This is a genomic window from Streptomyces mabaensis, assembly GCF_053763515.1.
Genome location: NZ_JBSOPZ010000021.1, coordinates 56,728 through 78,690, shown reverse-complemented (window position 1 = coordinate 78,690; position 21,963 = coordinate 56,728). Strand labels below are relative to the sequence as shown.

Here is a 21,963-nt window from a genome sequence, read left to right as displayed (position 1 = left end):
CCCGTGAAATACCGCCCTGTGCAGCGTCTCACCACTGGGCACCACCCGGCGGTGCGCACCCTGATTCTTCCTGTCGGAGGCGGCCGAGGCGAACCCGGGGGCGGATCGGGGTGTCTCACCGCGATCCGGACACCTCCGGCTCGGCCAGCAGGGCGAAGACCGCGCTCTGGTTGTCCGCCACCACGGCTATCCGCCCGTACGGCGTATCGAAGGGACCCGCGGTGACGCGGCCGCCGAGCCGCTGCACCGTGGCCACCGACGCGTCGCAGTCGTCGACGTTGAAGTAGACGAGGAAATGGGCGGGCATCTCGGCCGGGAAGGCGTCCGTGATGACGCTGCGCCCGCCGATCGCGGTCTCCGGCCCCGGCCTCGCGCCCCGGGGCGACCAGGTCCGGAAGTCGACGCCCGCGTCCTCGATGTCCTGTCCGACGAAGCCGAACACGCTCTCGTAGAAGGGATCGACCCGATCCTTGTCGCGCGAGTACACCTCGGTCCAGCAGTAGGAATTCGGCTCCCGCAGCTTCTCGAAGCCGAGGTGCGTGCCCGGCTGCCACAGCCCGAAGACCGCCCCCTCGGGATCGGCGGCCAGCGCCATCGTGCCGAACGGGCCGACCTCCACCGGATCCACGACCAGCCGGCCGCCCGCGTCCCTGATCCGGGCACTGAGCGCGGCGGCGTCCGGGGTGGCGAAGTACACCTCCCAGACCGTGGGCATCCGCCCGTCCGGCTTGGGGGCCAGCGCGGCGACGTTCTTCCCGTCGCTGTACGCCTGCGTGTAGGAGCCGTACTTCTCGCCCGCGCCCTCGTCGAAGGTCCAGCCGAACAGCTCGCCGTAGAAGCGCTTGCCCGCCGCGAGGTCCGGCAGCGAGGCATCCACCCAGCAGGGCATGCCCTCCGCGAAGTCGGCCGGGAATTCGGCCGCGGAATCAGCCGCGACGTCAGCCATGGCGCCGGATCCTTTCCGGGTGCTGCGGGCATCCTGTGGCGCCCGTCACACTCACGCTAGCGGGGGTACGCCCTCCGCGCAGGGAACTAATCGAACATACGGCCAATTATAGGGGCGGAACGGCATGCGGTTATTGTGTTGTCCACCGAAGTTGTCCACAGGCTGTTGATAAGACTATTCGGGGGACGCATCGACGCCGGGCGGGGTGATCCCGGGCGGGCGGCCGTCCGCCGAGAGGGGTAACCCCATTTGCAGTCGGCCGAATCGCGCTCGGATCACCCCTCGGTAAGCTGACGGCATGACAGGACAAGTACGCACCGTCGACGGCCGCGTGGCCGGGCGACGCGGCCAGGCGACGCGGCAGAAGCTGCTCGACTGCCTCAGCGAGATGCTCAGCTCCTCGCCGTACCGGGACGTCAAGGTGATCGACGTGGCCCGGAAGGCGGGGACTTCCCCCGCGACCTTCTATCAGTACTTCCCCGACGTCGAGGGCGCCGTCCTGGAGATCGCCGAGCAAATGGCGGCGGAGGGCGCCCAGTTGACGGAACTCGTCGCGGGCCGCTCCTGGGTCGGCAAGGCCGGATGGCAGACCTCGGAGGAACTGGTCGAGGGCTTCCTCGACTTCTGGCGCCGGAACGACGCGATCCTTCGCGTCGTCGACCTGGGAGCGGCGGAGGGCGACAAGCGGTTCTACAAGATCCGCATGAAGATCCTGAACTCCGTGAACAACTCCCTCACCGACGCGGTCAAGGAGCTGCAGGCCAAGGGCAGGGTCGACAAGGACGTCAGTCCGGCCGCCATGGCCGGCTCGCTGGTCGCGATGCTCGCGGCGGTCGCCTCGCACCAGAAGGGCTTCCAGACGTGGGGCGTCAAACAGGCCGAACTCAAGCCCAATCTCGCCCTGTTGGTGCACCTCGGCATCACCGGCAAGAAGCCGACGCGGTAGCGGCCGGGGCCGCCCCGCCCCCGTAGTACCGAGGGCTTACTCCTGTCTGCAGTCCCGCTCGCAGTCCCGCCAGTCCTGTCTACGCGGCGGCGGACCGTCTCACCGGTCCGCCGCCGCGGCACGTTCCCCGGTCAGCGGCGGTGCAGCCGGAAGAGCCGGATCTCGCGCTCGACCCTCGCCTGGTACGTCGCGTACGGCGGCCAGAACCGCAGCGCCGCCTGCCACGCCGCCGCCCGCTCCTCCCCGGCCAGCAGAGTCGCCCGGACCGGGATGTTCCGGCCCTTCCAACTGACCTCCGCGTCCGGGTTCTTGAGCAGATTCGCCGTCCACGCCGGATGGCCGGGGCGGCCGAAGTTGGAACCGATCAGGATCCAGCTGCCGGACTCCTCCGGCATACAGGCCAGCGGGGTGGTCCGCGGCTGCCCGCTCTTCGCGCCCCTCGCGGTCAGGATGACTCCGGGCAGCATCTGGGCGCTGAGGATCACCTTTCCCCGGGTGAGCCGGTGGACCGCGCGGTCCATGGCCGGGAGGAAGTGCGGGGCGACCTTCGCGAACGTACGGGTCGAGGAGACCTTCTGGATCAGACGCACTCCTGGGGGCATCAGACCGCCACTTCCTCTCGGGGGGAGGGTGCGAACAGGCCCGCCCGCCGGGCCGCGTACGCCCGCAGCCGGTGGACCGGGCCGAACAGCAGCTCGTCGGCCGCCGCCCGCTTGAAGTACCGCTGCGCCTCGCGCTCCCGGGCGGAGCCGGTCCCGCCGGACAGCTGGACCGCCTCGGCGGCCGTGGCGCGCAGCGCCTCCAGCGCCTGCGCCAGGGCGAGGCCGCCGGCCTCCGCCGGGTCACGGGCGGCGTAGTACGCGGCCGAGCGCGCCGCGTGCAGCTGTACGTACAGGTCGGCGAGCCGGTGCTCGACCGGCCGGTACGAACCGCCGGGGTCCGCGGTCCGCTCGCCGGCCCGGACGTACGCGATCGTCCGCTCCAGGACGGCCGCCGCCGCGCCGGCCGCCTCGGCCGCCAGTACGGCGGCGGCGGTGCGGCCGACGGCGGCGAGGGCGCCCGGCACGTCGGCGCACCCGCCCCCGCCCCCGCCCCCGCCCTCGCCCTCGCCGAGGACATCCGCCTCGGTGTCGCGGAGTTCGATCCGCGCGTGCGGGCGGGTCGCGTCCAGCGCGGTCTCCTGCGTCCGGGCGAGGCCGGCGGCCTCCGCGCGGACGAGGAAGAGCAGCGTCCGGCTGCGTGCGAAGCCGCCCGTGTGCGCGGCGACCACCAGCACCCCGGCGGTGTGCCCGTCCAGGACCTGCCCGGCCTCTCCGTACAGCCGCCATCCGCTTCCGGTCCGGCGCGCCTGTACGCCACCGGCCCGGCCGCCGCCCGCCCATGCGCCGCTCGCGTTGTCCTCCGTCAGCCCGAGCGCCGCCGACAGGCTGCCGCCCGGCACGGCGAGGGCCGCCGTGAGCCCGCCCGACGCGATGCGCGGCAGCAGGGCGGCACGCTGGGCGCCGGTGCCGAGCGCGGTGATCAGCGGCGCGGCGAGTACGGCGGTGGCGAGCAGCGGGGAGGGCAGCAGCACCCGCCCGGCCTCCTCGGCTGCGAGCGCGAGCCCGGCGGGTCCGCGAGCGACGGCCCCGTACGCCTCGGGGACCGGTTGCCCCGGCAGCGCCAGCCGCTGCACGAGTCGCCGCCAGAGCTCCGGGTCGTACCCGGCGTCGTACCCGGCCTCGTCGGGGCCGCGACTTGTGCTCAGCAGTTCGCGCAGGGTGCGGCGGATCTCGTCCTGTTCCGTGGTGAAGGCGGCGTCCATCGGCGGGCTCCTCCCTGATCTGACGGGGCGTCATGCTAGGGCTGCCCCGCCGAGATGCACAGTGCCGCGACGGGACGGACGTATCTGATGTACCGTCAGATGCATGCCATCATCTTCGCGCAGAGTCGCAGTTGTCGGCATCTCCCTCTCGGACTGCGGCCGGGTCGACGAAGCCACCCCGTACGCCCTGCACGCCCAGGCCGCCCGCCGCGCGCTGGCCGACTCGGGCCTCGACCGCTCGGTGGTCGACGGTCTCGCCTCGGCCGGCCTCGGGACGCTGGCACCGGTCGAGGTGGCCGAGTACCTGGGGCTGCGGCCCACGTGGGTGGACTCGACCGCGGTGGGCGGCGCGACCTGGGAGGTCATGGCCGCGCACGCCGCGGACGCGATCGCGGCGGGGCACGCCAACGCCGTACTGCTGGTGTACGGATCCACGGCCCGCGCCGACATCAGGGCGCGGCGGCGCACGTCGAACCTGTCCTTCGGGGCCCGGGGGCCGCTGCAGTTCGAGGTGCCGTACGGGCACACGCTGATCGCGAAGTACGCGATGGCCGCGCGTCGCCACATGCACGAGTACGGCACGACGCTGGAGCAGCTCGCCTCGGTGGCCGTCCAGGCGCGGGCGAACGCGGCGACGAATCCGGACGCGATGTTCCGGGAGCCGGTCACGGTGGACGACGTCCTGTCCGGCCCGATGATCGCGGATCCCTTCACGAAGCTGCACTGCTGTATCCGGTCGGACGGGGGCTGCGCGGTGCTGCTGGCGGCGGAGGAGTACGTCGCGGACACGGCGAAGACTCCGGTGTGGATCCTGGGCTCGGGTACATCCGTGTCCCACACGACCATGTCGGAGTGGGAGGACTTCACCGTCTCGCCGGCGGCGGTGTCGGGACGGCTGGCGTTCGAGCGGGCGGGGGTGCGGCCGTCGGATGTGGATGTGGCGGAGATCTACGACGCGTTCACCTATATGACGCTGGTGACGCTGGAGGACCTGGGCTTCTGCGCGAAGGGCGAGGGCGGGCCCTTCGTGGAGAAGGGCCGCCTGCTGCGGGACGGCGAGCTCCCGGTGAACACGGACGGCGGCGGCCTGTCGGCCTGCCACCCGGGCATGCGGGGCCTGTTCCTGCTGGTGGAGGCGGTACGGCAACTACGCGGCGAGGCGGGCGAGGGCCAGGTCCGCAAGGCGGGCGACCGCCTACCGGAGGTGGCGGTCGCCTCAGCCACAGGCGGCTGGTTCTGCTCGGCGGGAACGGTGGTACTGGGGAGGGGGTGAGGGCCGCCGGGGGTGGGTGGGGTGACGGTGCCCGGGGGCGAGGGGTGCACCAAAACCCGGGGCCGCCCGCTTTGTGAGTATGGCGGGCCACGCCTGCCTGTAAAGGGCGCTCCTTCGTCGCGTCGCTGCGCGATGGCCTACGGCCACCCTTGACAAGCAGCCGCGTCCCGCTGGTGCAGATGAGTGTCGGGCGGCCCCGGGGAGCGGGGCCCCACCTGAGCCCCGGGAGTGGTCCAGCTCTCGTCGGTGACCTCAGCCCGGCGGGAGGGGCAAGACACGCACCAGGTTCGGGGGCTGCGGGCCCCGGCATAGCGGCCGACGGCCGCCTGTTGGCCTACGACAACGCCCAATCCGAGGTGGGACGACACCAAGCGGCCGAGGGGGCCCACAGGCGAGCCACAAACCCCGGCAAACCGGGCACGATTGAGGCTCGGCGGACCCCGCATGCCGACAGATGTAGTCATACCTCGGCTCCACCGACCTGACAGCCGGATAGCCGGGGCCAAGCACCTCCCGGCCTGCCACGCGCGGCCCCCGCCCACCGGCCTGCGGCCGCTTGGCCGTGCCCGTGCCCAGCCCGGACCTGCCGCACCCGCCTGGTCACCCACTACCCGGTGGTCGCTGAGCCGGAGCCGGACTCCCGCGAGTCGATGGCGGACCACCCACCGGCCTGCGGCCGCTTGGCCGGGCCGGGCCCAGCCCGAGCCGACCGCGCACCACCCACCACCCGGTGGCCGCCGAGCCGGGGCCGGGCCCACCCCGGACCTGCCGCGCCCCGCAACCACCCACCGGCCTGCGGCCGGCAGCGGGGCCCGGACCAACCGACCAGCAGCCCCGGGCCCCGCTCCGGGGGCCGCCCCCTCAACAAGCAGTAGCGGTGGAGGGACGGGAGTCCAGGGTGGCCGAAGGCCATCGCGCAGCGACGCGACGAAGGAGCGCCCTTGACGCCCGGCCCGGAGCCACCATCCTCACCAACCGGGCGGCCCCCTTCCCGAACGAACTCGCCCCCGGCCAAGCCGGACCGCCCCCATCCCACCGGCCCGGCAGCCGCTCAGCCGGGGCCGGGCCCATCCCTGACAGACCGCGCCCGGCAACCACCCACCCACCACCCCCGTGGTGTGGAATGGGCGCATGAGCGACATGAGCGACCACGACGCACCGCAGCAGGCCGCCGCGTTCCGGGACGCGCTTCATTCCCTCCGCGTGTGGGACATCGAGCTGCCCGGGTTCGACCCCAGCACCGCGCCCAGCGAGCCGTTGGCCCTCTTCCGCCAGTGGTTCACGCACTCCGTCTCCGCCGGCCAGACCGAGCCGCACACGATGTCGCTCGCGACCGTGGACACCGACGGCCGGCCCGACGTACGGACGCTGATGCTGCACGACGCGGACGAGCGCGGCTGGCACTTCGCCTCGCACGCGACCAGCGCCAAGGGCCGCCAGCTGGCCGCCCGTCCGTACGCCGCGCTCGGCTTCTACTGGCCGGCCGTCGGCCGCCAGGTACGGGTACGCGGCCGGGTCACCGCCACCGGGCCGGACGAGAGCCGCGCCGATCTGCGAGCCCGCTCGACCGGCGCGCTGGCCGCCGCCCTCACCGGGCGGCAGAGCGACGTACTCGGCTCGTACGAGGAGCTGGCGCGGGAATCCGCGGCCGCCTGGGAGCGGGCACAAGCGGACCCGGACGCACCCGCCCCCACCTGGACCAGGTACGTACTCACGCCGGACGAGGCCGAGTTCTTCCAGGGCGACGAACGCCGACGGCACATCCGGCTCCGCTACCGCCGCGCCGCCGACGGCTGGATCCGCGAGTTGCTCTGGCCCTGATGTCCGCCATGGAGAGGCCGATGCAGAGACCATCAGACCGCGACGACGGTCACCACGCTGTCCAGCCCCTTGAAGTCGTCTGCATTCCGCGTGTAGAGCGGCAGGCCCCTGACCGAAGAGATCGCGGCGATCATCAGATCCATCCGCCGCGGCTTCGGGTCACGTTTGGCGGCGATGGTCAGCCCGACCAGCGTGCCGTACCGAGCAGCCGCGTCCTCGTCGAAAGGCAAGGGATCGAAGTCTGAGACGGCCGCCCCCAGCCTCTCCATCCGCATGGCCCTGTCCGCAGCATTCTTGGCCGCAGCCACCCCGTGATGCAGCTCGGCCAGCGTCACAGCGGTGAGCTCCGGTAGCACAGGGAGCCGGACTGGGTCGATGACGCCGAGGTCGATGTAGGTGCAGGTGTCGAGGACGCCCACCTGATGGCGCTCAGCCACGACCCCGCTCCCACGGATCGTCGTCACCGATACGATCCTCGGTTCCGAAGAGTTCGTCGGCTTCCTCACGCATCTGCTTGTAGTCCATGCGCGGCATCGTGCGGTGGCGGGCTACGAGCTCTTCCGTGCTGAGCCGACGCTTGCGCGGCAGCGGTCGGAGCTCCGCTACCTCTATCCCGTTGCGAGTGATGTGGTAGGTCTCGCCGGCTTCAACCGCATCCATGACTGCGGCGGAGTTGTTCCGAAACTCGCGCTGAGTGATGGTCTTCATGCATCAATCGTAGCGCCACGTGTCCCATCGAGCTACATCACCTGCGAGCACGGCAGCGGAACACCGGCACCGCCAACTCCTCGGCCCCCTCCACGCCCCCGCCCCCGCCCCCCTCGCGACGGAAGGCGACCTCCAGCGCCATGCCAATGCGGAGGTCTCCCTCCGCGCAGTCCACGACCTCGGTCATCATCCGCGGCCCCTCCGCGAGGTCCACCACCGCGGCGACGTACGGGACGCGGCTGCCGAAAGGCGGCAGGTCGTTCCGGTGGACCACCGACCAGGTGTAGAGCGTGGCCCGGCCGCTCGCCCGCTCCCACTCGACGTCGTCGCTCCAGCAGTACGGACAGAACTCCCGCGGATAGTGATGCGCCCGCCCGCAGGCCGCGCAGCGGCGCAGCAGCAGATGCCCCCGCCCCGCCGCCTCCCAGTAAGGACGCGTGAAGGCATCGGGTTCCGGGAGGTCGAAGCGGACGGCCCCCGCAGCCCCGTCCGCGCCCCCATCCGCGCCCCCACTCACAGGAACAGCCCCATCGCGTTGTCGAGCGACCACACCTGCCAGCTCATCGCGAAGAGCGCGACGAGCGAGATGAGCGCCATCATCGCGTTCTGCCCCTGCTCGGCCCAGTCATGGATCATCAGCACCAGGTAGAGAAGGTTGAGCAGCAGGCCGCCGACCAGCGCGACCGGGGTCAGGAATCCGACGACCAGGCCGAGACCCACCGCCAGTTCGGCGTAGACGACGACGTACGCCATCGCCTTGGGGCGCGGTTCGACGACCTTCCGGAAGCCGGTCCGCACGAACGGCCACCGGTGCTTGCCGGCGACGTCCGCCGCCCAGGCGATGCCCGTACCGCGCTCGAACCAGCCCTTCTTGTCCTTGTGGCGCCAGCTCTCCAGCCACCACAGCCCGAGGCCGATCCGGAGCACGGCCAGCCATTCCGCGCCCCCGAGCCACATGGTCTGCATCGCTCACCCTCCCCACACAATCTGACGGAACGTCAGTTCAGCGCACGGACGCCGGTCACGCAAGAGCACGCACAACCACGCACGAGCCGGGGGCACGGAATCCCCGAACCCACCCCCCCGGCCGCACACCTGCCGTGATCAATTCGCAACCGATTCAGGTCTTGACCGAGACCCATCAACAGAGAGTGCGATTACGCTCACGCATCATGGCCGACTCCACCCATGACAGACCCGTGTACGTCATCGGCGGCGGGCCCGGCGGTCTCGCCGCCGCTGCCGCGCTGCGCGAGCGGGGCATACGCGCGGTCGTACTCGAGAAGTCCGGCAGCGTCGGCGCCTCCTGGCGGGGCCACTACGACCGGCTGCGTCTGCACACCACGCGCCGGCTCTCCGCGCTTCCCGGCCTGGCCATGCCGCGGTCGTTCGGGCGGTGGGTCGCCCGCGACGATGTCGTCCGGTACCTGGAGAAGTACGCCGAGCACCACGAGCTGGAGATCGTCACCGGCGTCGAGGTCTCCCGCATCGAGCGCACCCCCGAGGACACCGGCTGGCTGCTGCGCGCGACGGGCGGGCGGGCGCTGACCGGTGACGCGGTCGTCATCGCCACCGGCTACAACCACAGCCCCCGCCTGCCCACGTGGCGCGGCCGCGAGACGTACACCGGGGAACTGCTGCACGCCTCCGCGTACCGCAACGCCCTCCCGTACGCCGGCAAGGACGTACTCGTCGTCGGCGTCGGCAACACGGGAGCCGAGATCGCCGTCGACCTGGCCGAGGGCGGCGCGGCGCGGGTACGGCTGGCCGTCCGCACCGTTCCGCACATCGTGCGGCGTTCCACGGCCGGCTGGCCCGCCCAGCGGACCGGCATCCTGGTACGGCGGCTGCCCACCCGGCTGGTGGACCGGGCCGGAGAGCTGATGTGCCGGATCGCCGTACCGGACCTGACCGCTCACGGGCTGCCGCGCCCCGACACCGGCCTCTACTCACGAGTAAAGGACGGCGCGATCCCGGTCCAGGACGCCGGCCTGATCGACGCGGTGCGCAAGGGCCGTGTCGAACCGGTCGCCACCGTCGGCTCCTTCGACGGCGGCAAGGTGATCCTGGCGGACGGATCGGCCATCTCCCCCGAGGTCGTCGTCGCGGCCACCGGCTACGAGCGGGCGCTCGAAGCGCTGGTCGGCCACCTCGGCGTACTGGACGGGCGCGGCCGGCCGGTCGTGCACGGGGCACGAACGCAGGCCGGGGCGCCGGGCCTGTACTTCACCGGGTTCACGAATCCGATCAGCGGCATGTTCCGCGAGATGGCCCTCGACGCGGTCCGGATCGCGAAGGCGGTGGACAAGAGCCGCGAACGGCGCGCCGCAGCCGGGTAGACGCGCCGCAGCCCGGGAGGGCGATGGCGTCGGCTCAGCCCACGTTGAACCGCGCCGCAGTGCGCAGCAGCCCCGGGGAGAGCCGGCCGATGAGGCGGGCCGCCTTGGCCTCGAAGGTGACGGGGACGACGGCACGGTCCTTGGCGACGGCGCGCAGGATCTGGTCCGCGACCTTCTCCGGGGGGAAGTTGCGCCTGGCGTACATACCGGAGACGCGCTTCTGCTTCGCCGCTTGCTGCGCTGCATCGAGTCCGGAGAAGGTGGTGGTCCTGGTGATGTTGGTGTTGACGATGCCGGGACAGATCGCCGAGACGCCGATGTCCGAGGAGGCCAGTTCGGCGCGCAGGCAGTCGGAGAGCATGAAGACGGCCGCCTTGCTGGTCGCGTAGGCGGCGAGCATCTTGGACGGCAGGTAGGCGGCGGCCGAGGCGAGGTTGACGATGTGACCGCCTTCGCCGCGTGCGGTCATGAGCGTGCCGAAGGCGCGGCAGCCGTGGATGACGCCCCACAGGTTGACGTCCAGGACGCGCTGCCACTCCTCCTCGGTGGTCTCCAGGAAGGTGCCGGAGTGGCCGATGCCCGCGTTGTTGACGACGATGTCCGGGACGCCGTGCTCCGCGGCGACCTCGGCGGCGAAGGCGTCGACCGCACGGCCGTCGGAGACGTCCACCCGCCAGGCGCGGGCCGACGCGCCCAGCAGGACGGCGAGTTCGGCGGTGCGCTCGGCGGCCTCGAGGTCGAGGTCGCAGAGCGCGAGGTCCGCGCCGTGTTCGGCGAACGCCAGCGCCGTGGCGCGGCCGATGCCGCTGCCTGCGCCGGTGATGACGGCCAGCTGCCCGGCGAAGGGCTTGCCGCCGGTCGCCTGCCGTGCGCGGCGGCGCGCGCGGTCCAGGGCGGGTACGGGGTCGTCTCCCCGGTGCTTTCCGGGGCCCTCGTGTCCTTCGTGTCCTTGTCCTTCGTGGTGGGCGACGAATTCGCTGACCATGCGGGCCACGGTGGTTCCCTTCTCCAGCAGTGCGGACCAGTGAGTGGCGGGCAGGGTGCGCCGCCATAGATTCGGCGCCCAGCGATCGAGTCCCTCGGCCAGCACCGGACTTACGTAGTGGTCCTTGGTCAGACCGATGAGCTGCACGGGCAGCAGGGCGGGCCGGTGGCCGGGGCGGAGCAGCCGGGGCAGCATGTTGGCCCGGTAGAGGTTGATGCCGCGCACCGCGTCGCCCGTGAGGGTGGGCTGCGGGTGGCCGGGCCGGGGGCGGACCCCTTCGGCGAGGCGGAGCACCGACTCCCAGCGGCCGGCGAGACCGTGCCGCCAGGCGGCGGGAGCGAGGACGGGCAGGTGGAAGGCCGCGATGTACCAGGAGTGCGCCAGCTGGTTGAGCAGTTGCCCGACATGGCGTGGGGTGGGCCGGGCCAGCCGGTGGCGGATCCAGTGACCGACGTGGTCCAGGCACGGTCCGGAGATCGAGGTGTACGAGGCGATACGGCCGGGCGCGCCGGGGTGGGTGACGGCCTCCCAGGACTGGATGGAGCCCCAGTCGTGCGCGACCACATGAACCGGACGGTCCGGGCTGACGGCCTCGGCGACGGCGAAGAGGTCCCCGGCGAGCAGCTCCAGGCGGTAGTCACGCCGCCGGGCGGGCTGCCCGGAGCCGCCGGCGCCGCGTACGTCGTACCGTACGACGTGGTGGTCCGCGGCGAGGGCGGTGGCGACGTCGTCCCACACCTGGTGGGTGTCGGGGTAGCCGTGGACCAGCAGGACGGTGGGACGCGCGGGATGGCCTTGCTCGTATCCCTGCCCGTGCCCCTGTTCGTACACGGCCAGGCGCACGCCGGCGGAGGTGACGGTGCGATGGCGGACCTGAGCCGCGGCGCTCGTCGGGTCGGTGCTCACCCGGTCGGCACTCATCGGGTCGGCGCTCGTCGGTTCGGCGCTCATCGGGCCGCGGCCTCCCAGCGGCGTACGTGCGGCAGGTCGTCGTCCAGCCAGTACGCATCGTCCTCGGTGACGACCAGCAGCTCCTCGAACTTCAGCCCCACGTCACGGAATCCGACGTGCGGCTCGACCGCCCACAGGCCGGGGGTCGGCGCGTGGCGCGACGCGCGGCCGTCGGCCCACAGCGGTGAGCGGCCGTGCAGCCGCTCGCTGATCAGCTCCCGGCCCAGGGTCTGCAACGTGCGCACCCCGAAGCCGAAGACGTTCACCCCGGCAGGCCCGCGGGCGGCCGTCATCCGCGTCACCTGGTGGCCGATCACCCGGCCCGGGTAGACCTTGTGCCGGTTGTCGTACCCGTGCTTGGCGATCAGGGCGTCCACGGCGGCGTACACCTCGTCGAGGGGCTTGCGCGCACGAACCTCCTGGACGATCAGTTCCCGGTATTCGCGCAGGTCCAGCGCGATCCGGTCCCAGACCGGGTTGTCGCCGACCTTCCCGGCGTACCCGATGTCGGCGGTGTAACCGTCGACGACGGGCGCGCAGTCCAGGACGTACGACATGCCTTCCTCGAGGCGGCGGCCGGTGGCGAAGAACTGCAGCGGCGTCCTGAAGTGCCGGAAGGCGGTGCGGTCGCCGAACCAGGCGAACGGTACGTGGAAGAAGTCCTGGACACCCTCGGCCACCAGCTCCCGGCGCAGCCGGGCCGCGGCCTGCCGCTCGGTCACGCCGGGCTCCAGCCAGTCGCCGACCTTCTGCGCGCAGCGGTAGGCCAGCTGCTGGAGTTCGCGAAACCGGTCGAGGTCGTGGTCGTCGAAGGGGAAAGCCGGCGTATGCGCGGTGCGCGCGGTGCGCGTCTTACCCGCGTTGCGCGTCTTGCCCGCCTTGCGAGTCGGGGCGTCGGTGCTCATGTGCTCGCCTTCTGGTCGTTCGGCTTGAGGAGGGGGTGGTCTTGGGCGGAAGGGGACAAGGAGGTACTACGCGAACTCGAACTACTCGAACTACTCGAACTACGCGTCCAGAACGAGGCGTTCGCCCTCAGGAGCGCGGGAGACGCACACGCGCATCCGCCCGTCCGCCTGCTCCCGCGCGGTGAGTCTGCCGTCGCGGTGGTCGACGGTGCCGGAGGTCACCCGCACCGTGCAGACGCCGCAGAAGCCCTGCCGGCAGGAGTACGGGGTCGCCGGGTCCCGTTCCCGCAGGACGTCGAGGGCGGAACGGTCGGCCGGCACCCGCAGGACCTCGCCGCTGCTGCGCAGTTCCAGTTCGAAGGGCCTGCCGTCGGTGATCGGCGCGGCGGTGAACCGTTCGAAGTGCAGGGCGGACGCGGCACTGTCGTCGAAGGCCCGGCGGACGGAGTCGAGCATCGGGCCGGGTCCGCAGCAGTACACGGCGGTCCCGTTCCCCGCGCGGCTGAGCAGGTCCGCGCCGTCGGGTACGCCGTACTCGTCGTCGGGCAGGATCTCCACCCGGCCGGGGCCGAACGCGGCGAGTTCCGCCGCGAACGGCATCGACGCGCGGGAGCGGCCGCACTGGATGAGGTGCCAGTCCAGGCCCAGCCGTTCGGCCTCGCGGGCCATCGGCAGGACCGGAGTGATGCCGATGCCGCCGGCGAGGAGCAGGACCGAGCGGTCCGCGGCGAACGGGAACGCGTTGCGCGGCGCCCGGACGGTGATCCGCGTGCCCTTCCGCAGGGTGTCGTGCACCTCGGTGGAGCCGCCTCCGCCGTCCGGGATGCGGCGGACCGCGATCCGGTACGCGTACCGGTCCGCCGGGTCGCCGCACAGTGAGTACTGCCGGGTGCGGCCGGAGGGCAGGTGCAGCTCCAGATGGCTGCCGGCCTGCCAGCGTGGCAGCGGCGATCCGTCCGGCGCGGTCAGCCGCAGTGAGACGACGTCCTCGGCCAGGGTCTCGCGGCCGGCGACGACGAGGGCGAGGGGTGCGGCGCGGTCCGGGGCGGGCCGCCTCCTTCCGTACCGGTCCGACCTGGTGACGGCCGGGAGGTAGAGGCCGGCGAACACGTCCAGGAACCGCATGAGGCGGTCACTGCGGTCGCGCCCGTACAGGTCGCGCGGCGGGGCGGGCGCCGGGGCGGGCGTCGGGGCGGAGGGCGGGGCGGAGGGTTGGGCAGCCGGCTGGGCGGGCGCGGGCGGTGGGGCGGGCCGGGCGGCGTGTGGGCGGCTCATCGAGGCGGGTCCTTGTCGTTACGTACGTCGGGTGGGAGTCAGCAGCCCGCGCCGGTCAGTGCGCCGCGGCTCGCGCCGCCGGGGAGGAACCGAGGTAGGCCACCGCCTGCTGCGTCGAACCCTCCTGCGACGGGTGGTAACGGGGGCTCAGGTACCGCGACGCCGAGCGGCTCAGCCTGCCGAGCCGCGGCAGCAGCCCCCGCCGGGCCGCGTCCGCGTACCCACGCCAGGTGGGCCGGGCGCCCTGGGCGAGGCTCGGGTCAGCCGCGAGCAGGAACCGGACTCCGCGGATCCACAGGTGGAAGAGCACCGGGCCGCCGATGGCCATCGTGCGGATGCGCCGCAGGTATCCGGGGTCGAGGTGGCGCAGCAGGTCGTACGCCACGCTGCGGTGTTCGACCTCCTCCGCGCCGTGCCAGCGCAGCAGGTCGAGCATCGTCGGGTCGCTGCCGGCCCGGTCCAGGCCGTCCGCGTTGAGCACCCAGTCGCCCAGGAACGCGGTGAAGTGCTCGACCGCCGCGATGATCGCGACCCGCTCGATGACGTGCTCGCGGTTCTCGGCCGGGGAGAGGCCGGGCCGGCTCCCCAGGACCCGGCCGAAGAGGAACTCGACCTGCTCCACGTACGGGCGGGGGTCGAGGCCCTTGGCCAGCAGGTGGTCCAGGACGCCTTGATGCGCCTCGGCGTGGACGGCCTCCTGGCCGACGAAGCCGAGGACCTCATCGCGCAGTTTGTCGTCCGTGATCAGCGGCAGCGCCTCCTGGAAGGTGCGCACGAACCAGCGCTCGCCCTCCGGAAGCAGCAGGTGGAGCACGTTGATGACATGGGTGGCCATCGGCTCGCGAGGTATCCAGTGCAGGGGCAGCCCGGACCAGTCGAACTGGACGTCCCGGGGCTGAAGGACCAGGTTGTCGTGCTCTTCCACGGTGCTCATGAAGGCGCTCCTCGCTTATTGAGGTTTACTCAACAGTAGGAGTTATTGATTTCTTGTCAATAGGATGGGCGCATGGCTCGTCGCACCCCCGCCACCCGCGCATCCCGGATGCCTCCGACCGACCGTCGGACGCAGATCCTCGCCGCCGCCCGCCGCTTGCTGGAGGCCCGGACCATCGACGACATCACCGTCGAGTCCGTCGCCACCGAGGCCGGCGTCTCACCAGGGCTGCTGTTCCACTACTTCGGATCACAGCGCAAGTTCCGGGAGGTGATCCTCCAGGCCGCCGCCGAAGAACTGCTGGCCCATGTCCGCCCCGACCCGGCCCTGAGCGCCGCCGAACAGCTGACCGCCGGCATCGAGACCTTCGTCGAGTACGTCTCGCGGCACCCCTCCCTCTACCAGGCGGTCACCCGCCTCAACAGCGGCGCCGGGGTGCGCTCCATGCACCGCTCGGCACGCGCCACCCTGGCGGGGTGGCTCATGGAGGCACTCGCCGACGTCGGCGCACCGGCCTCCCCGGCGCTCGACCTGGCCGTGGCCGGCTGGCTGGCGTACATGGAGGAGGTCGTACTGGCCTGGCTGGACCGGCCCACGATGGACCGGGCGGCCCTGGTCGACCTGTGCGAGCGCAGCCTGTACCAACTGGCGAGGACGGCGTTGGACGACGACCGGCTGTGGGAAGAGATCCTGGTACGCATGTCCACCCGCCCCTAGCCGCGCGCACCCGCAGCAGCGCACCCGCAGCAGCCCGCCGCCGCAGTTTCCGGTGCAGCACTGTTCCTGACGCGATGTCAGTTCAGTAATCTGACTAAGCGTCAGTTATGCAGGAGTCATCGAGCAGGAGCGGGCGGAACGATGCTTGGATCTACTCACGGCACCCTCACCACCGACTTCCGCGCACGTGTCGAAGCCTGCGGGGAGCATCCCCGCGCCGCCGTTCATTCCACGGCCGCCCCCTCGGCCCGGGCGGAGGACGGCGGGCTGGACGTCAGCGGGCGCCCGCTGCACGCCACCGTCCCCGACCTCGACCGGTTCTTCCGGCCCGAGTCGGTGGCCGTGGTCGGCGCCTCCGACGCCGAGGGCAGGCCGAACACCGGGATCACCCGGCAGCTGATCGCCTGGGCCGAACGTGTCGGCGCCCGGCTGCACCCCGTGCATCCCACCCGTACGTCCGTGTTCGGCCTCCCCTGCTCCCCCTCGGTGGCCGACCTGCCCGAGCAGGTCGATCTGGCCGTACTGCTGGTCGCCGACCCCCTTCCCGTCATCGAGGAACTCGCCCAGGCCAAGGTGAAGTTCGCGGTGGCCTTCGCCTCCGGCTTCGCCGAGACCGGTGAGGCGGGCGCCGCCGCACAGGCGCGGCTCACCGCCGCCGTGGAACGGTCCGGCATACGGCTGCTGGGCCCCAACACCAACCTCAACGCGTTCCAGGAGTTCCGCGACGACCTCGACGGGCCGGCGATCGCCCTGATCACCCAGTCCGGCCACCAGGGCCGGCCCGTCTACACCCTCCAGGAGCTGGGCATCCGGCTCTCCCACTGGGCGCCGACCGGCAACGAGGCCGACCTGGAGACCGCCGACTTCATCTCGTACTTCGCGGAACAGCCCGAGGTCGGCGCGATCGCCGCGTACGTCGAGGGGCTGAAGGACGGCCGCTCCTTTCTGCTCGCCGCCGACCGGGCGGCGCGCAACGGGGTACCGGTGGTCGCGGTCAAGGTCGGCCGCACCGAGGCCGGCGCCCGGATGGCCGCCTCACACACCGGCAAGCTCACCGGCGCCGACACGGTGGTGGACGCGGCCATGCGGCAGTTCGGCGTGATCCGGGTCGACGGCCTCGACGAACTCCAGGACACCGCGGCGCTGCTGGCCCGGGCACGGAAACCGCGGGCCGACGGCGTCGTCGTGTATTCGATCTCGGGCGGCACGGGCGCGCACTTCTCGGACCTTGCGACGGAGGCGGGACTGCGGCTGCCCACCCTGCCGGCCGCCAAGCAGACCGAGCTGCACCAGTGGATACCCGAGTATCTGAACGTCGCCAACCCGGTCGACAACGGCGGGCATCCGGTCGGCGACTGGCGCGGCCGGAAGATCATCGACGCCATCCTGGCCGACCCGTCCGTGGGCGTCCTGATCTGCCCGATCACCGGCCCCTTCCCTCCGATGAGCGACAAGCTCGCGCAAGACCTGGTGGATGCGGCGGAGGCGACGGACAAACTGATCTGCGTGGTGTGGGGCTCGCCCGTCGGCACGGAGGACGCCTACCGCACCACCCTGCTCGACTCGTCGCGGGTCGCCACCTTCCGCACCTTCGGCAACTGCATCACCGCTGTACGCGCCTACTTCGACCACCACCGGTTCACGGCCGGCTACCGCTCCCCGTTCGACGAGGCGCCGCGCATCCCGTCGCCGTCCTTCCGCAAGGCGCAGGCTCTGATGCAGCCGGGCCGCCAGCTGAGCGAGCACGCGGCGAAGCAGCTGCTCCGGGCGTACGGCATCCGCGTACCGCGCGAGCAGTTGGTGGCCAGCGCGGCGGCGGCCGTCCGGGCGGCGGGGCTCGTCGGCTACCCGGTCGTCATGAAGGCGTCCGGCCCGCAGCTCGGGCACAAGACCGAACTCGGCCTGGTCAAGATCGGTCTCACGTCGGCCAGCCAGGTCCGCGACGCGTACCGCGAGCTGACCGACATCGCGCGGTACGAGAACGTCCCGCTGGACGGGGTCCTCGTCTGCCAGATGGTCGAGCGGGGGGTCGAGATGGTCGTCGGCGTGACGCGGGACCCGCTCTTCGGCCCCACCGTCACGGTCGGCCTCGGCGGCGTCCTCGTCGAGGTCCTGCACGACGCGGCCGTCCGTATCCCGCCGTTCGGCGAGGACCAGGCGCGGGCCATGCTCGGCGAACTGCGTGGCCACGCCCTGCTGGAGGGGGTCCGGGGGGCGCCCCCCGCGGACGTGGACGCGCTGGTCGAGGTCGTCCTCCGGGTGCAGCGGATGGCACTGGAGCTGGCCGACGACCTGTCGGAGCTCGACATCAACCCGCTGATGGTGCTGCCCCGGGGCCAGGGTGCGGTGGCGCTCGACGCGCTGGCGGTGTGCCGGTAAGGGCCGGCTCGCGCCGCCGCGCCGGCCGGCGGCCCTGAGGACGGGCCCGGCCCCGCGTGGCCGGCGGCCGCCCCCGTCCGGCTGCCGACCGTGGGGCCATCCACGGTTACGGCCGACGTCCCGATCGCCCCAGCCGTCCGCTTCCCAGCCCCGCTCCCTGAGTTCCCCGCCCCCGCTACCCCCGCGCTCATCCGCGTCTCCGTCCCGGAAATGGAGCATTCCCATGACCGACTCCCCCCGTGAATCCGCTGACTCCGTTGACTCCGTTGACTCATTGGTACTGCACGCCACTGACAACGGCGTCTCGTGGATCACTCTCAACCGCCCCGAGGCGATGAACGCCGTCACCTGGGACCAGCGGGAACGCGTCATCTCCCTCCTCGCCGAAGCGTCCGCCGACCCGGCCGTGCGGGCCGTCGTCATCACCGCGGCCGGCAAGGGCTTCTGCGCGGGCGCGGACCTGCGCGGCACCCCCGGCACCGGGGACCGCGTGGCGGGGGATGTCGCCCGTACGATCCGGCTCGGCGCGCAGCGGCTGATCGGCGCCGTACTGGACTGCGAGAAGCCGGTGATCGCCGCGGTCAACGGCACGGCGGCCGGCATCGGCGCGCATCTCGCGCTCGCGTGCGACCTCGTACTGGCCGCGGAATCGGCGAAGTTCATCGAGGTTTTCGTCCGTAGAGGGCTCGTGCCGGACGGCGGCGGGGCGTACCTGCTCCCCCGTCTGATCGGTCCGCAGCGGGCCAAGGAGCTGATGTTCTTCGGCGACTCGCTCCCGGCGCCGGAGGCCGAGCGCCTCGGCCTGGTCAACCGCGTGGTCCCGGACCCGGAGTTGACCGCGACGGCCCGCGCCTGGGCCGAACGCCTGGCCCAGGGCCCCACCCGCGCCCTGGCGCTCACCAAGCAGCTGGTGAACGCCTCGCTGGAGTCCGACCGGGCGACGGCGTTCGCGGCGGAGGCCGCCGCCCAGGAGATCAACATGACCACGTCCGACGCGAACGAGGGCGTGGCGAGCTTCCTGGAACGCCGGACCCCCAAGTACCGGGGGCTGTAACCGCCCGGCCGGCCCCCCAGAGACTCCGGCACCTCCGGGCACCTCCAGCCGATGTGAGCGTGCTCCAGCAGACCGCAGGCTTTCAATCTGACGGTTCGTCAGTTTCAATGGGTGGTGTGATGGGACACGCAGGGATGGCAGCCACCGTCGTCCGATACCTCAGGTCCGTGGGCGCCGGCACAGTCGTCGCGCCCGTCGAAGCGCTGCCCCGGCCCGATCTGCGGGCCGTCGGTGACGACGAGCGGCTGCCCGTCGACCCCGCCGAGTTCCGCCGCGTCCTCGGGAGCTTCGCCAGCGGCGTTACCGTCATCACGGCCCCGCCCGCCGACGGCGAACCGGGACAACCGGCCGGCTTCGCCTGCCAGTCCTTCGCCTCGCTGTCCCTCGACCCGCCCCTGGTGACGTTCATGGTCGCCCGTACGTCGACGACCTGGCCGCGCATCGCACGCGCCGGCGTCTTCTGCGTCAACGTCCTCGGCGCGGACCAGGGCGAGCTGTGCCGTGGCTTCGCGGTGAGCGGCGCGGACAAGTTCGCGGGAGTCCGGCACGCGCCCGCCCCCGTGACGGGGTCGCCCCGGCTCGACGGGGTACCCGCGTGGATCGACTGTACGATCCACGCCGTGCACACCGGTGGTGACCACCTGATCGTGGTCGGCCGGGTGGCGGCGCTGGGCGCGGCGGAGGGGGCCGACGGGGAGCCGCTGCTGTTCCACCGGGGGAAGTTCGGGCGGTTCAGCGCATGAACAGTCGCCCGCGATCCGGCCGTTCACCAGTTCGGGTGGTTCGTAGGACGAAGACCGTTACGGAGAGTGGCGCCCCGCCTATCGTCGAGTCATGAGCGAACCCGCACGCATCGACGTCTCCGAGCTCAACGAGCCGGGAATGATGACCCGGCTCCTGGCCGGGCCCACACCCATCGAAGTGACCGATCACGGCGAGGTCATCCATGTGATCGAAAGCAGGGACAAGGTTCTCACCGCCGAGGAGATGGTTGCATTCTGGGAATCCGGCGGAGGCATCGACCGCGAAATGCTGGACGAGATCGACGCGTTGTTCTCCGGTACGGACCAGTACACGGACCCTGGAAGCACGGGCACGAGGTGACGGTGCCCTCCGCACTCGCGGACACATCGTTCTTCGTTGCCCGCGAGACGGGTCGCCAACTGGCCGCGGTGTTGCCGCGACGGCTGTACATCTCCTCCATCACGATCGGCGAGTTGTCGCTGGGTGTCCAGGCAGCACGGGATGGCAACGCCCGCTCCCAACGACTCGCCACTCTGCTCATGGCGGCCGACCACGAGATCCTGTCCCCCGACCGCATCGTCGCGTCCGTCTGGTCCCAGATGATGGCCGAGATCGCCCAGTCCGGCCGCCCCCTTCCCAAGTCCCGCGTGAACGATGCCTGGATCGCGGCCACCGCGCGTGCCCACGACGTGCCCGTGGTAACGCAGGACTTCGGGTTTACCGCCTTTCCCGGAGTAGCGGTCATCCGCGTCTGACCCGTCAGGCGGGCACAGCTCCGCCTACCGCCGGCCTGCGGCGGATTACCAGGGCCATCAGGGCCGCCGCCGCGCACAGGGCTCCCGAGGCGTACCAGACCACGTCGTACGAGCCGAAGACGTCCCGGGCCACGGCGCCCGCGAAGGCGACCACCGCCGCGCCCACCTGGTGGGACGCGAGGACCCAGCCGAACACGATCGCGCTGTCCTCGCCGTAGTGCTCGCGGCACAGTGCGATCGTCGGCGGGACGGTGGCGACCCAGTCCAGGCCGTAGAAGATGATGAAGAAGAGCATCGGCGGGTGCACGGACGGCGCCAGCAGCATCGGCAGGAAGAGCAGCGAGATGCCGCGCAGCGCGTAGTAGACGGCGAGCAGACGGCGGGCCTCGAATCGGTCGGTGAACCAGCCGGAGGCGATCGTGCCTACGACGTCGAAGACGCCGATCACCGCGAGCAGGGACGCGGCAGCCGTGATCGGCATGCCGTGGTCATGCGCGGCCGGTACGAAGTGGGTCTTGACCAGTCCGTTCGTCGACGCGCCGCAGATCGCGAAGGTGCCGGCGAGCAGCCAGAACGGCCCGGTGCGCGCGGCCGCGAACAGGACGGTGACGGCCCGGCGGGCCGCACCCGGCACCGGGGCGGGCTTGGGCGTGACCTCCGCGGCGCCGTACGCCGGCAGGCCCACGTCCGCCGGGTGGTCCCGCAGCAGCAGCCAGACGAACGGGACGACCGCGAGCGCGGCGAGCGCGACCGTGATCGCGGCGGGCCGCCACTCGTGGTTCTCGACCAGCCAGGAGAGCAGCGGCAGGAAGACGAGCTGGCCCGAGGCGCCGGCCGCGGTCAGGATTCCGGTGACGAGACCGCGCCGGGCCACGAACCAGCGGTTGGTGACCGTGGCCGCGAAGGCCAGCGCCATCGAACCGCTGCCGAGGCCGACGAGGACACCCCAGAACAGGACGAGCTGCCAGGGCGCGGTCATGAACACGGTCAGCCCGGAACCGACCGCGATGACCGTCAGGGCGACGGCGACGACGCGGCGGATGCCGAAGCGGTCCATCAGCGCCGCGGCGAACGGCGCGGTGAGACCGTACAGCGCGAGATTGACCGACACCGCGAAACCGATCGTGCCGCGCGACCAGTCGAACTCCTTGTGCAGCGGTTCGAACAGCAGGCCGGGCAGCGAGGCGAAGGCCGCGGCTCCGATGATCGTCACGAAGGCGACGGCCGCGACGAACCACGCGCGGTGGATACGGAAGCGCCGCCCGGCCGGCGGTGGCGGGGGCCCGCCGGGGAGGCCGGTCGTCGTGGGCGTCCGGTCGGTCGGCGTCGTCTGCGGCGTTGGCGTCACGTTCTGCGTCACGTCCGACAGCATCCGGCCCGCGGATCACTGCGGACGAGTGGCCCGGTGGACAGCATTCGATAGGATC

Annotated in this window: 22 protein-coding genes; 10 read left to right on the top strand and 12 right to left on the bottom strand. The window is 72.0% G+C overall.

Annotation, left to right across the window (positions count from 1 at the left end):
- Nucleotides 1-115 precede the first annotated feature (115 nt).
- Nucleotides 116-946, bottom strand: a complete 831-nt coding sequence (locus ACWV17_RS20155) for a VOC family protein (RefSeq protein WP_455360833.1) — start codon at nt 944-946, stop codon at nt 116-118.
- Nucleotides 947-1,244: 298 nt separating this feature from the next.
- Here ACWV17_RS20155 and ACWV17_RS20150 point away from each other — a divergent pair, with 298 nt between their 5' ends.
- Nucleotides 1,245-1,892, top strand: a complete 648-nt coding sequence (locus ACWV17_RS20150) for a TetR family transcriptional regulator (protein WP_455351154.1) — start codon at nt 1,245-1,247, stop codon at nt 1,890-1,892.
- 131 nt (nt 1,893-2,023) lie between these two features.
- On the opposite strand, the gene ACWV17_RS20145 is transcribed toward ACWV17_RS20150, so the two are convergent.
- Together ACWV17_RS20145 and ACWV17_RS20140 are read right to left on the bottom strand one after the other, a co-directional pair.
- A complete protein-coding gene (locus ACWV17_RS20145) occupies nt 2,024-2,494 on the bottom strand; it encodes a nitroreductase family deazaflavin-dependent oxidoreductase (protein ID WP_455360832.1) in 471 nt (156 codons plus the stop codon).
- Nucleotides 2,494-3,696, bottom strand: a complete 1,203-nt coding sequence (locus ACWV17_RS20140; RefSeq protein ID WP_455360831.1) for an acyl-CoA dehydrogenase family protein — start codon at nt 3,694-3,696, stop codon at nt 2,494-2,496. Before ACWV17_RS20140 ends, ACWV17_RS20145 begins: the two co-directional genes overlap by 1 nt.
- Nucleotides 3,697-3,799: 103 nt before the next feature.
- Here ACWV17_RS20140 and ACWV17_RS20135 point away from each other — a divergent pair, with 103 nt between their 5' ends.
- A complete protein-coding gene (locus tag ACWV17_RS20135) occupies nt 3,800-4,969 on the top strand; it encodes a thiolase C-terminal domain-containing protein (RefSeq protein ID WP_455360830.1) in 1,170 nt (389 codons plus the stop codon).
- Nucleotides 4,970-6,100: 1,131 nt separating this feature from the next.
- Nucleotides 6,101-6,790 carry a pyridoxine/pyridoxamine 5'-phosphate oxidase gene (locus ACWV17_RS20130; RefSeq protein ID WP_455360829.1) on the top strand — a complete coding sequence of 230 codons (690 nt, stop codon included), beginning with the start codon at nt 6,101-6,103 and terminating at the stop codon, nt 6,788-6,790.
- A 32-nt stretch (nt 6,791-6,822) separates the two neighbouring features.
- Here ACWV17_RS20130 and ACWV17_RS20125 read toward each other — a convergent pair whose 3' ends face one another.
- The 4 genes from ACWV17_RS20125 to ACWV17_RS20110 are packed head-to-tail and all read right to left on the bottom strand — an operon-like array spanning nt 6,823 to nt 8,464.
- Nucleotides 6,823-7,254, bottom strand: a complete 432-nt coding sequence (locus ACWV17_RS20125; RefSeq protein ID WP_455360828.1) for a type II toxin-antitoxin system VapC family toxin — start codon at nt 7,252-7,254, stop codon at nt 6,823-6,825.
- Nucleotides 7,220-7,498, bottom strand: a complete 279-nt coding sequence (locus tag ACWV17_RS20120; RefSeq protein WP_455360827.1) for a type II toxin-antitoxin system Phd/YefM family antitoxin — start codon at nt 7,496-7,498, stop codon at nt 7,220-7,222. Before ACWV17_RS20120 ends, ACWV17_RS20125 begins: the two co-directional genes overlap by 35 nt.
- A 37-nt stretch (nt 7,499-7,535) precedes the next feature.
- On the bottom strand, nt 7,536-8,015 hold the full coding sequence (locus ACWV17_RS20115; protein ID WP_455360826.1) for a Zn-ribbon domain-containing OB-fold protein: 480 nt from the start codon (nt 8,013-8,015) through the stop codon (nt 7,536-7,538).
- Complete coding sequence (locus ACWV17_RS20110; RefSeq protein ID WP_455360825.1) at nt 8,012-8,464, bottom strand: DoxX family protein; 453 nt, start codon at nt 8,462-8,464, stop codon at nt 8,012-8,014. Before ACWV17_RS20110 ends, ACWV17_RS20115 begins: the two co-directional genes overlap by 4 nt.
- 206 nt (nt 8,465-8,670) lie before the next feature.
- Between ACWV17_RS20110 and ACWV17_RS20105 the strand changes: the two genes are divergently transcribed.
- Nucleotides 8,671-9,837 carry a flavin-containing monooxygenase gene (locus ACWV17_RS20105; RefSeq protein WP_455360824.1) on the top strand — a complete coding sequence of 389 codons (1,167 nt, stop codon included), beginning with the start codon at nt 8,671-8,673 and terminating at the stop codon, nt 9,835-9,837.
- A 34-nt stretch (nt 9,838-9,871) separates the two neighbouring features.
- Here ACWV17_RS20105 and ACWV17_RS20100 read toward each other — a convergent pair whose 3' ends face one another.
- From ACWV17_RS20100 to ACWV17_RS20085, 4 genes are all read right to left on the bottom strand, one after another.
- A complete protein-coding gene (locus ACWV17_RS20100) occupies nt 9,872-11,743 on the bottom strand; it encodes an SDR family oxidoreductase (RefSeq protein ID WP_455360867.1) in 1,872 nt (623 codons plus the stop codon).
- A gap of 26 nt (nt 11,744-11,769) precedes the next feature.
- Nucleotides 11,770-12,678 (bottom strand): M24 family metallopeptidase, encoded by a 909-nt coding sequence (locus tag ACWV17_RS20095; RefSeq protein ID WP_455360823.1) that lies wholly within the window; start codon nt 12,676-12,678, stop codon nt 11,770-11,772.
- A gap of 99 nt (nt 12,679-12,777) precedes the next feature.
- Complete coding sequence (locus ACWV17_RS20090; RefSeq protein WP_455360822.1) at nt 12,778-13,953, bottom strand: PDR/VanB family oxidoreductase; 1,176 nt, start codon at nt 13,951-13,953, stop codon at nt 12,778-12,780.
- A 55-nt stretch (nt 13,954-14,008) separates the two neighbouring features.
- Entirely contained in the window at nt 14,009-14,887 is an 879-nt protein-coding gene (locus ACWV17_RS20085) for a metal-dependent hydrolase (RefSeq protein ID WP_455351143.1), read from the bottom strand.
- 72 nt (nt 14,888-14,959) lie between these two features.
- Here ACWV17_RS20085 and ACWV17_RS20080 point away from each other — a divergent pair, with 72 nt between their 5' ends.
- From ACWV17_RS20080 to ACWV17_RS20055, 6 genes are all read left to right on the top strand, one after another.
- Nucleotides 14,960-15,604, top strand: a complete 645-nt coding sequence (locus tag ACWV17_RS20080) for a TetR/AcrR family transcriptional regulator (protein ID WP_455351142.1) — start codon at nt 14,960-14,962, stop codon at nt 15,602-15,604.
- Nucleotides 15,605-15,745: 141 nt separating this feature from the next.
- The gene (locus ACWV17_RS20075) at nt 15,746-17,983 is read left to right on the top strand and encodes an acetate--CoA ligase family protein (protein ID WP_455360821.1); all 2,238 of its coding nucleotides are present in this window, start codon (nt 15,746-15,748) and stop codon (nt 17,981-17,983) included.
- Between the two features lie 223 nt (nt 17,984-18,206).
- A complete protein-coding gene (locus ACWV17_RS20070; RefSeq protein WP_455360820.1) occupies nt 18,207-19,037 on the top strand; it encodes an enoyl-CoA hydratase/isomerase family protein in 831 nt (276 codons plus the stop codon).
- A 107-nt stretch (nt 19,038-19,144) separates the two neighbouring features.
- On the top strand, nt 19,145-19,780 hold the full coding sequence (locus ACWV17_RS20065) for a flavin reductase family protein (RefSeq protein ID WP_455360819.1): 636 nt from the start codon (nt 19,145-19,147) through the stop codon (nt 19,778-19,780).
- A 91-nt stretch (nt 19,781-19,871) separates the two neighbouring features.
- Entirely contained in the window at nt 19,872-20,141 is a 270-nt protein-coding gene (locus tag ACWV17_RS20060; protein WP_455351137.1) for a hypothetical protein, read from the top strand.
- Between the two features lie 2 nt (nt 20,142-20,143).
- Nucleotides 20,144-20,536: a PIN domain-containing protein gene (locus tag ACWV17_RS20055; RefSeq protein WP_455351136.1), complete on the top strand. Its 393-nt coding sequence runs from the start codon at nt 20,144-20,146 to the stop codon at nt 20,534-20,536.
- A gap of 4 nt (nt 20,537-20,540) precedes the next feature.
- Here the strand turns inward: ACWV17_RS20055 and ACWV17_RS20050 are convergent, their stop codons facing one another.
- Nucleotides 20,541-21,908 carry an MFS transporter gene (locus ACWV17_RS20050; protein WP_455360818.1) on the bottom strand — a complete coding sequence of 456 codons (1,368 nt, stop codon included), beginning with the start codon at nt 21,906-21,908 and terminating at the stop codon, nt 20,541-20,543.
- Nucleotides 21,909-21,963: the final 55 nt, after the last annotated feature.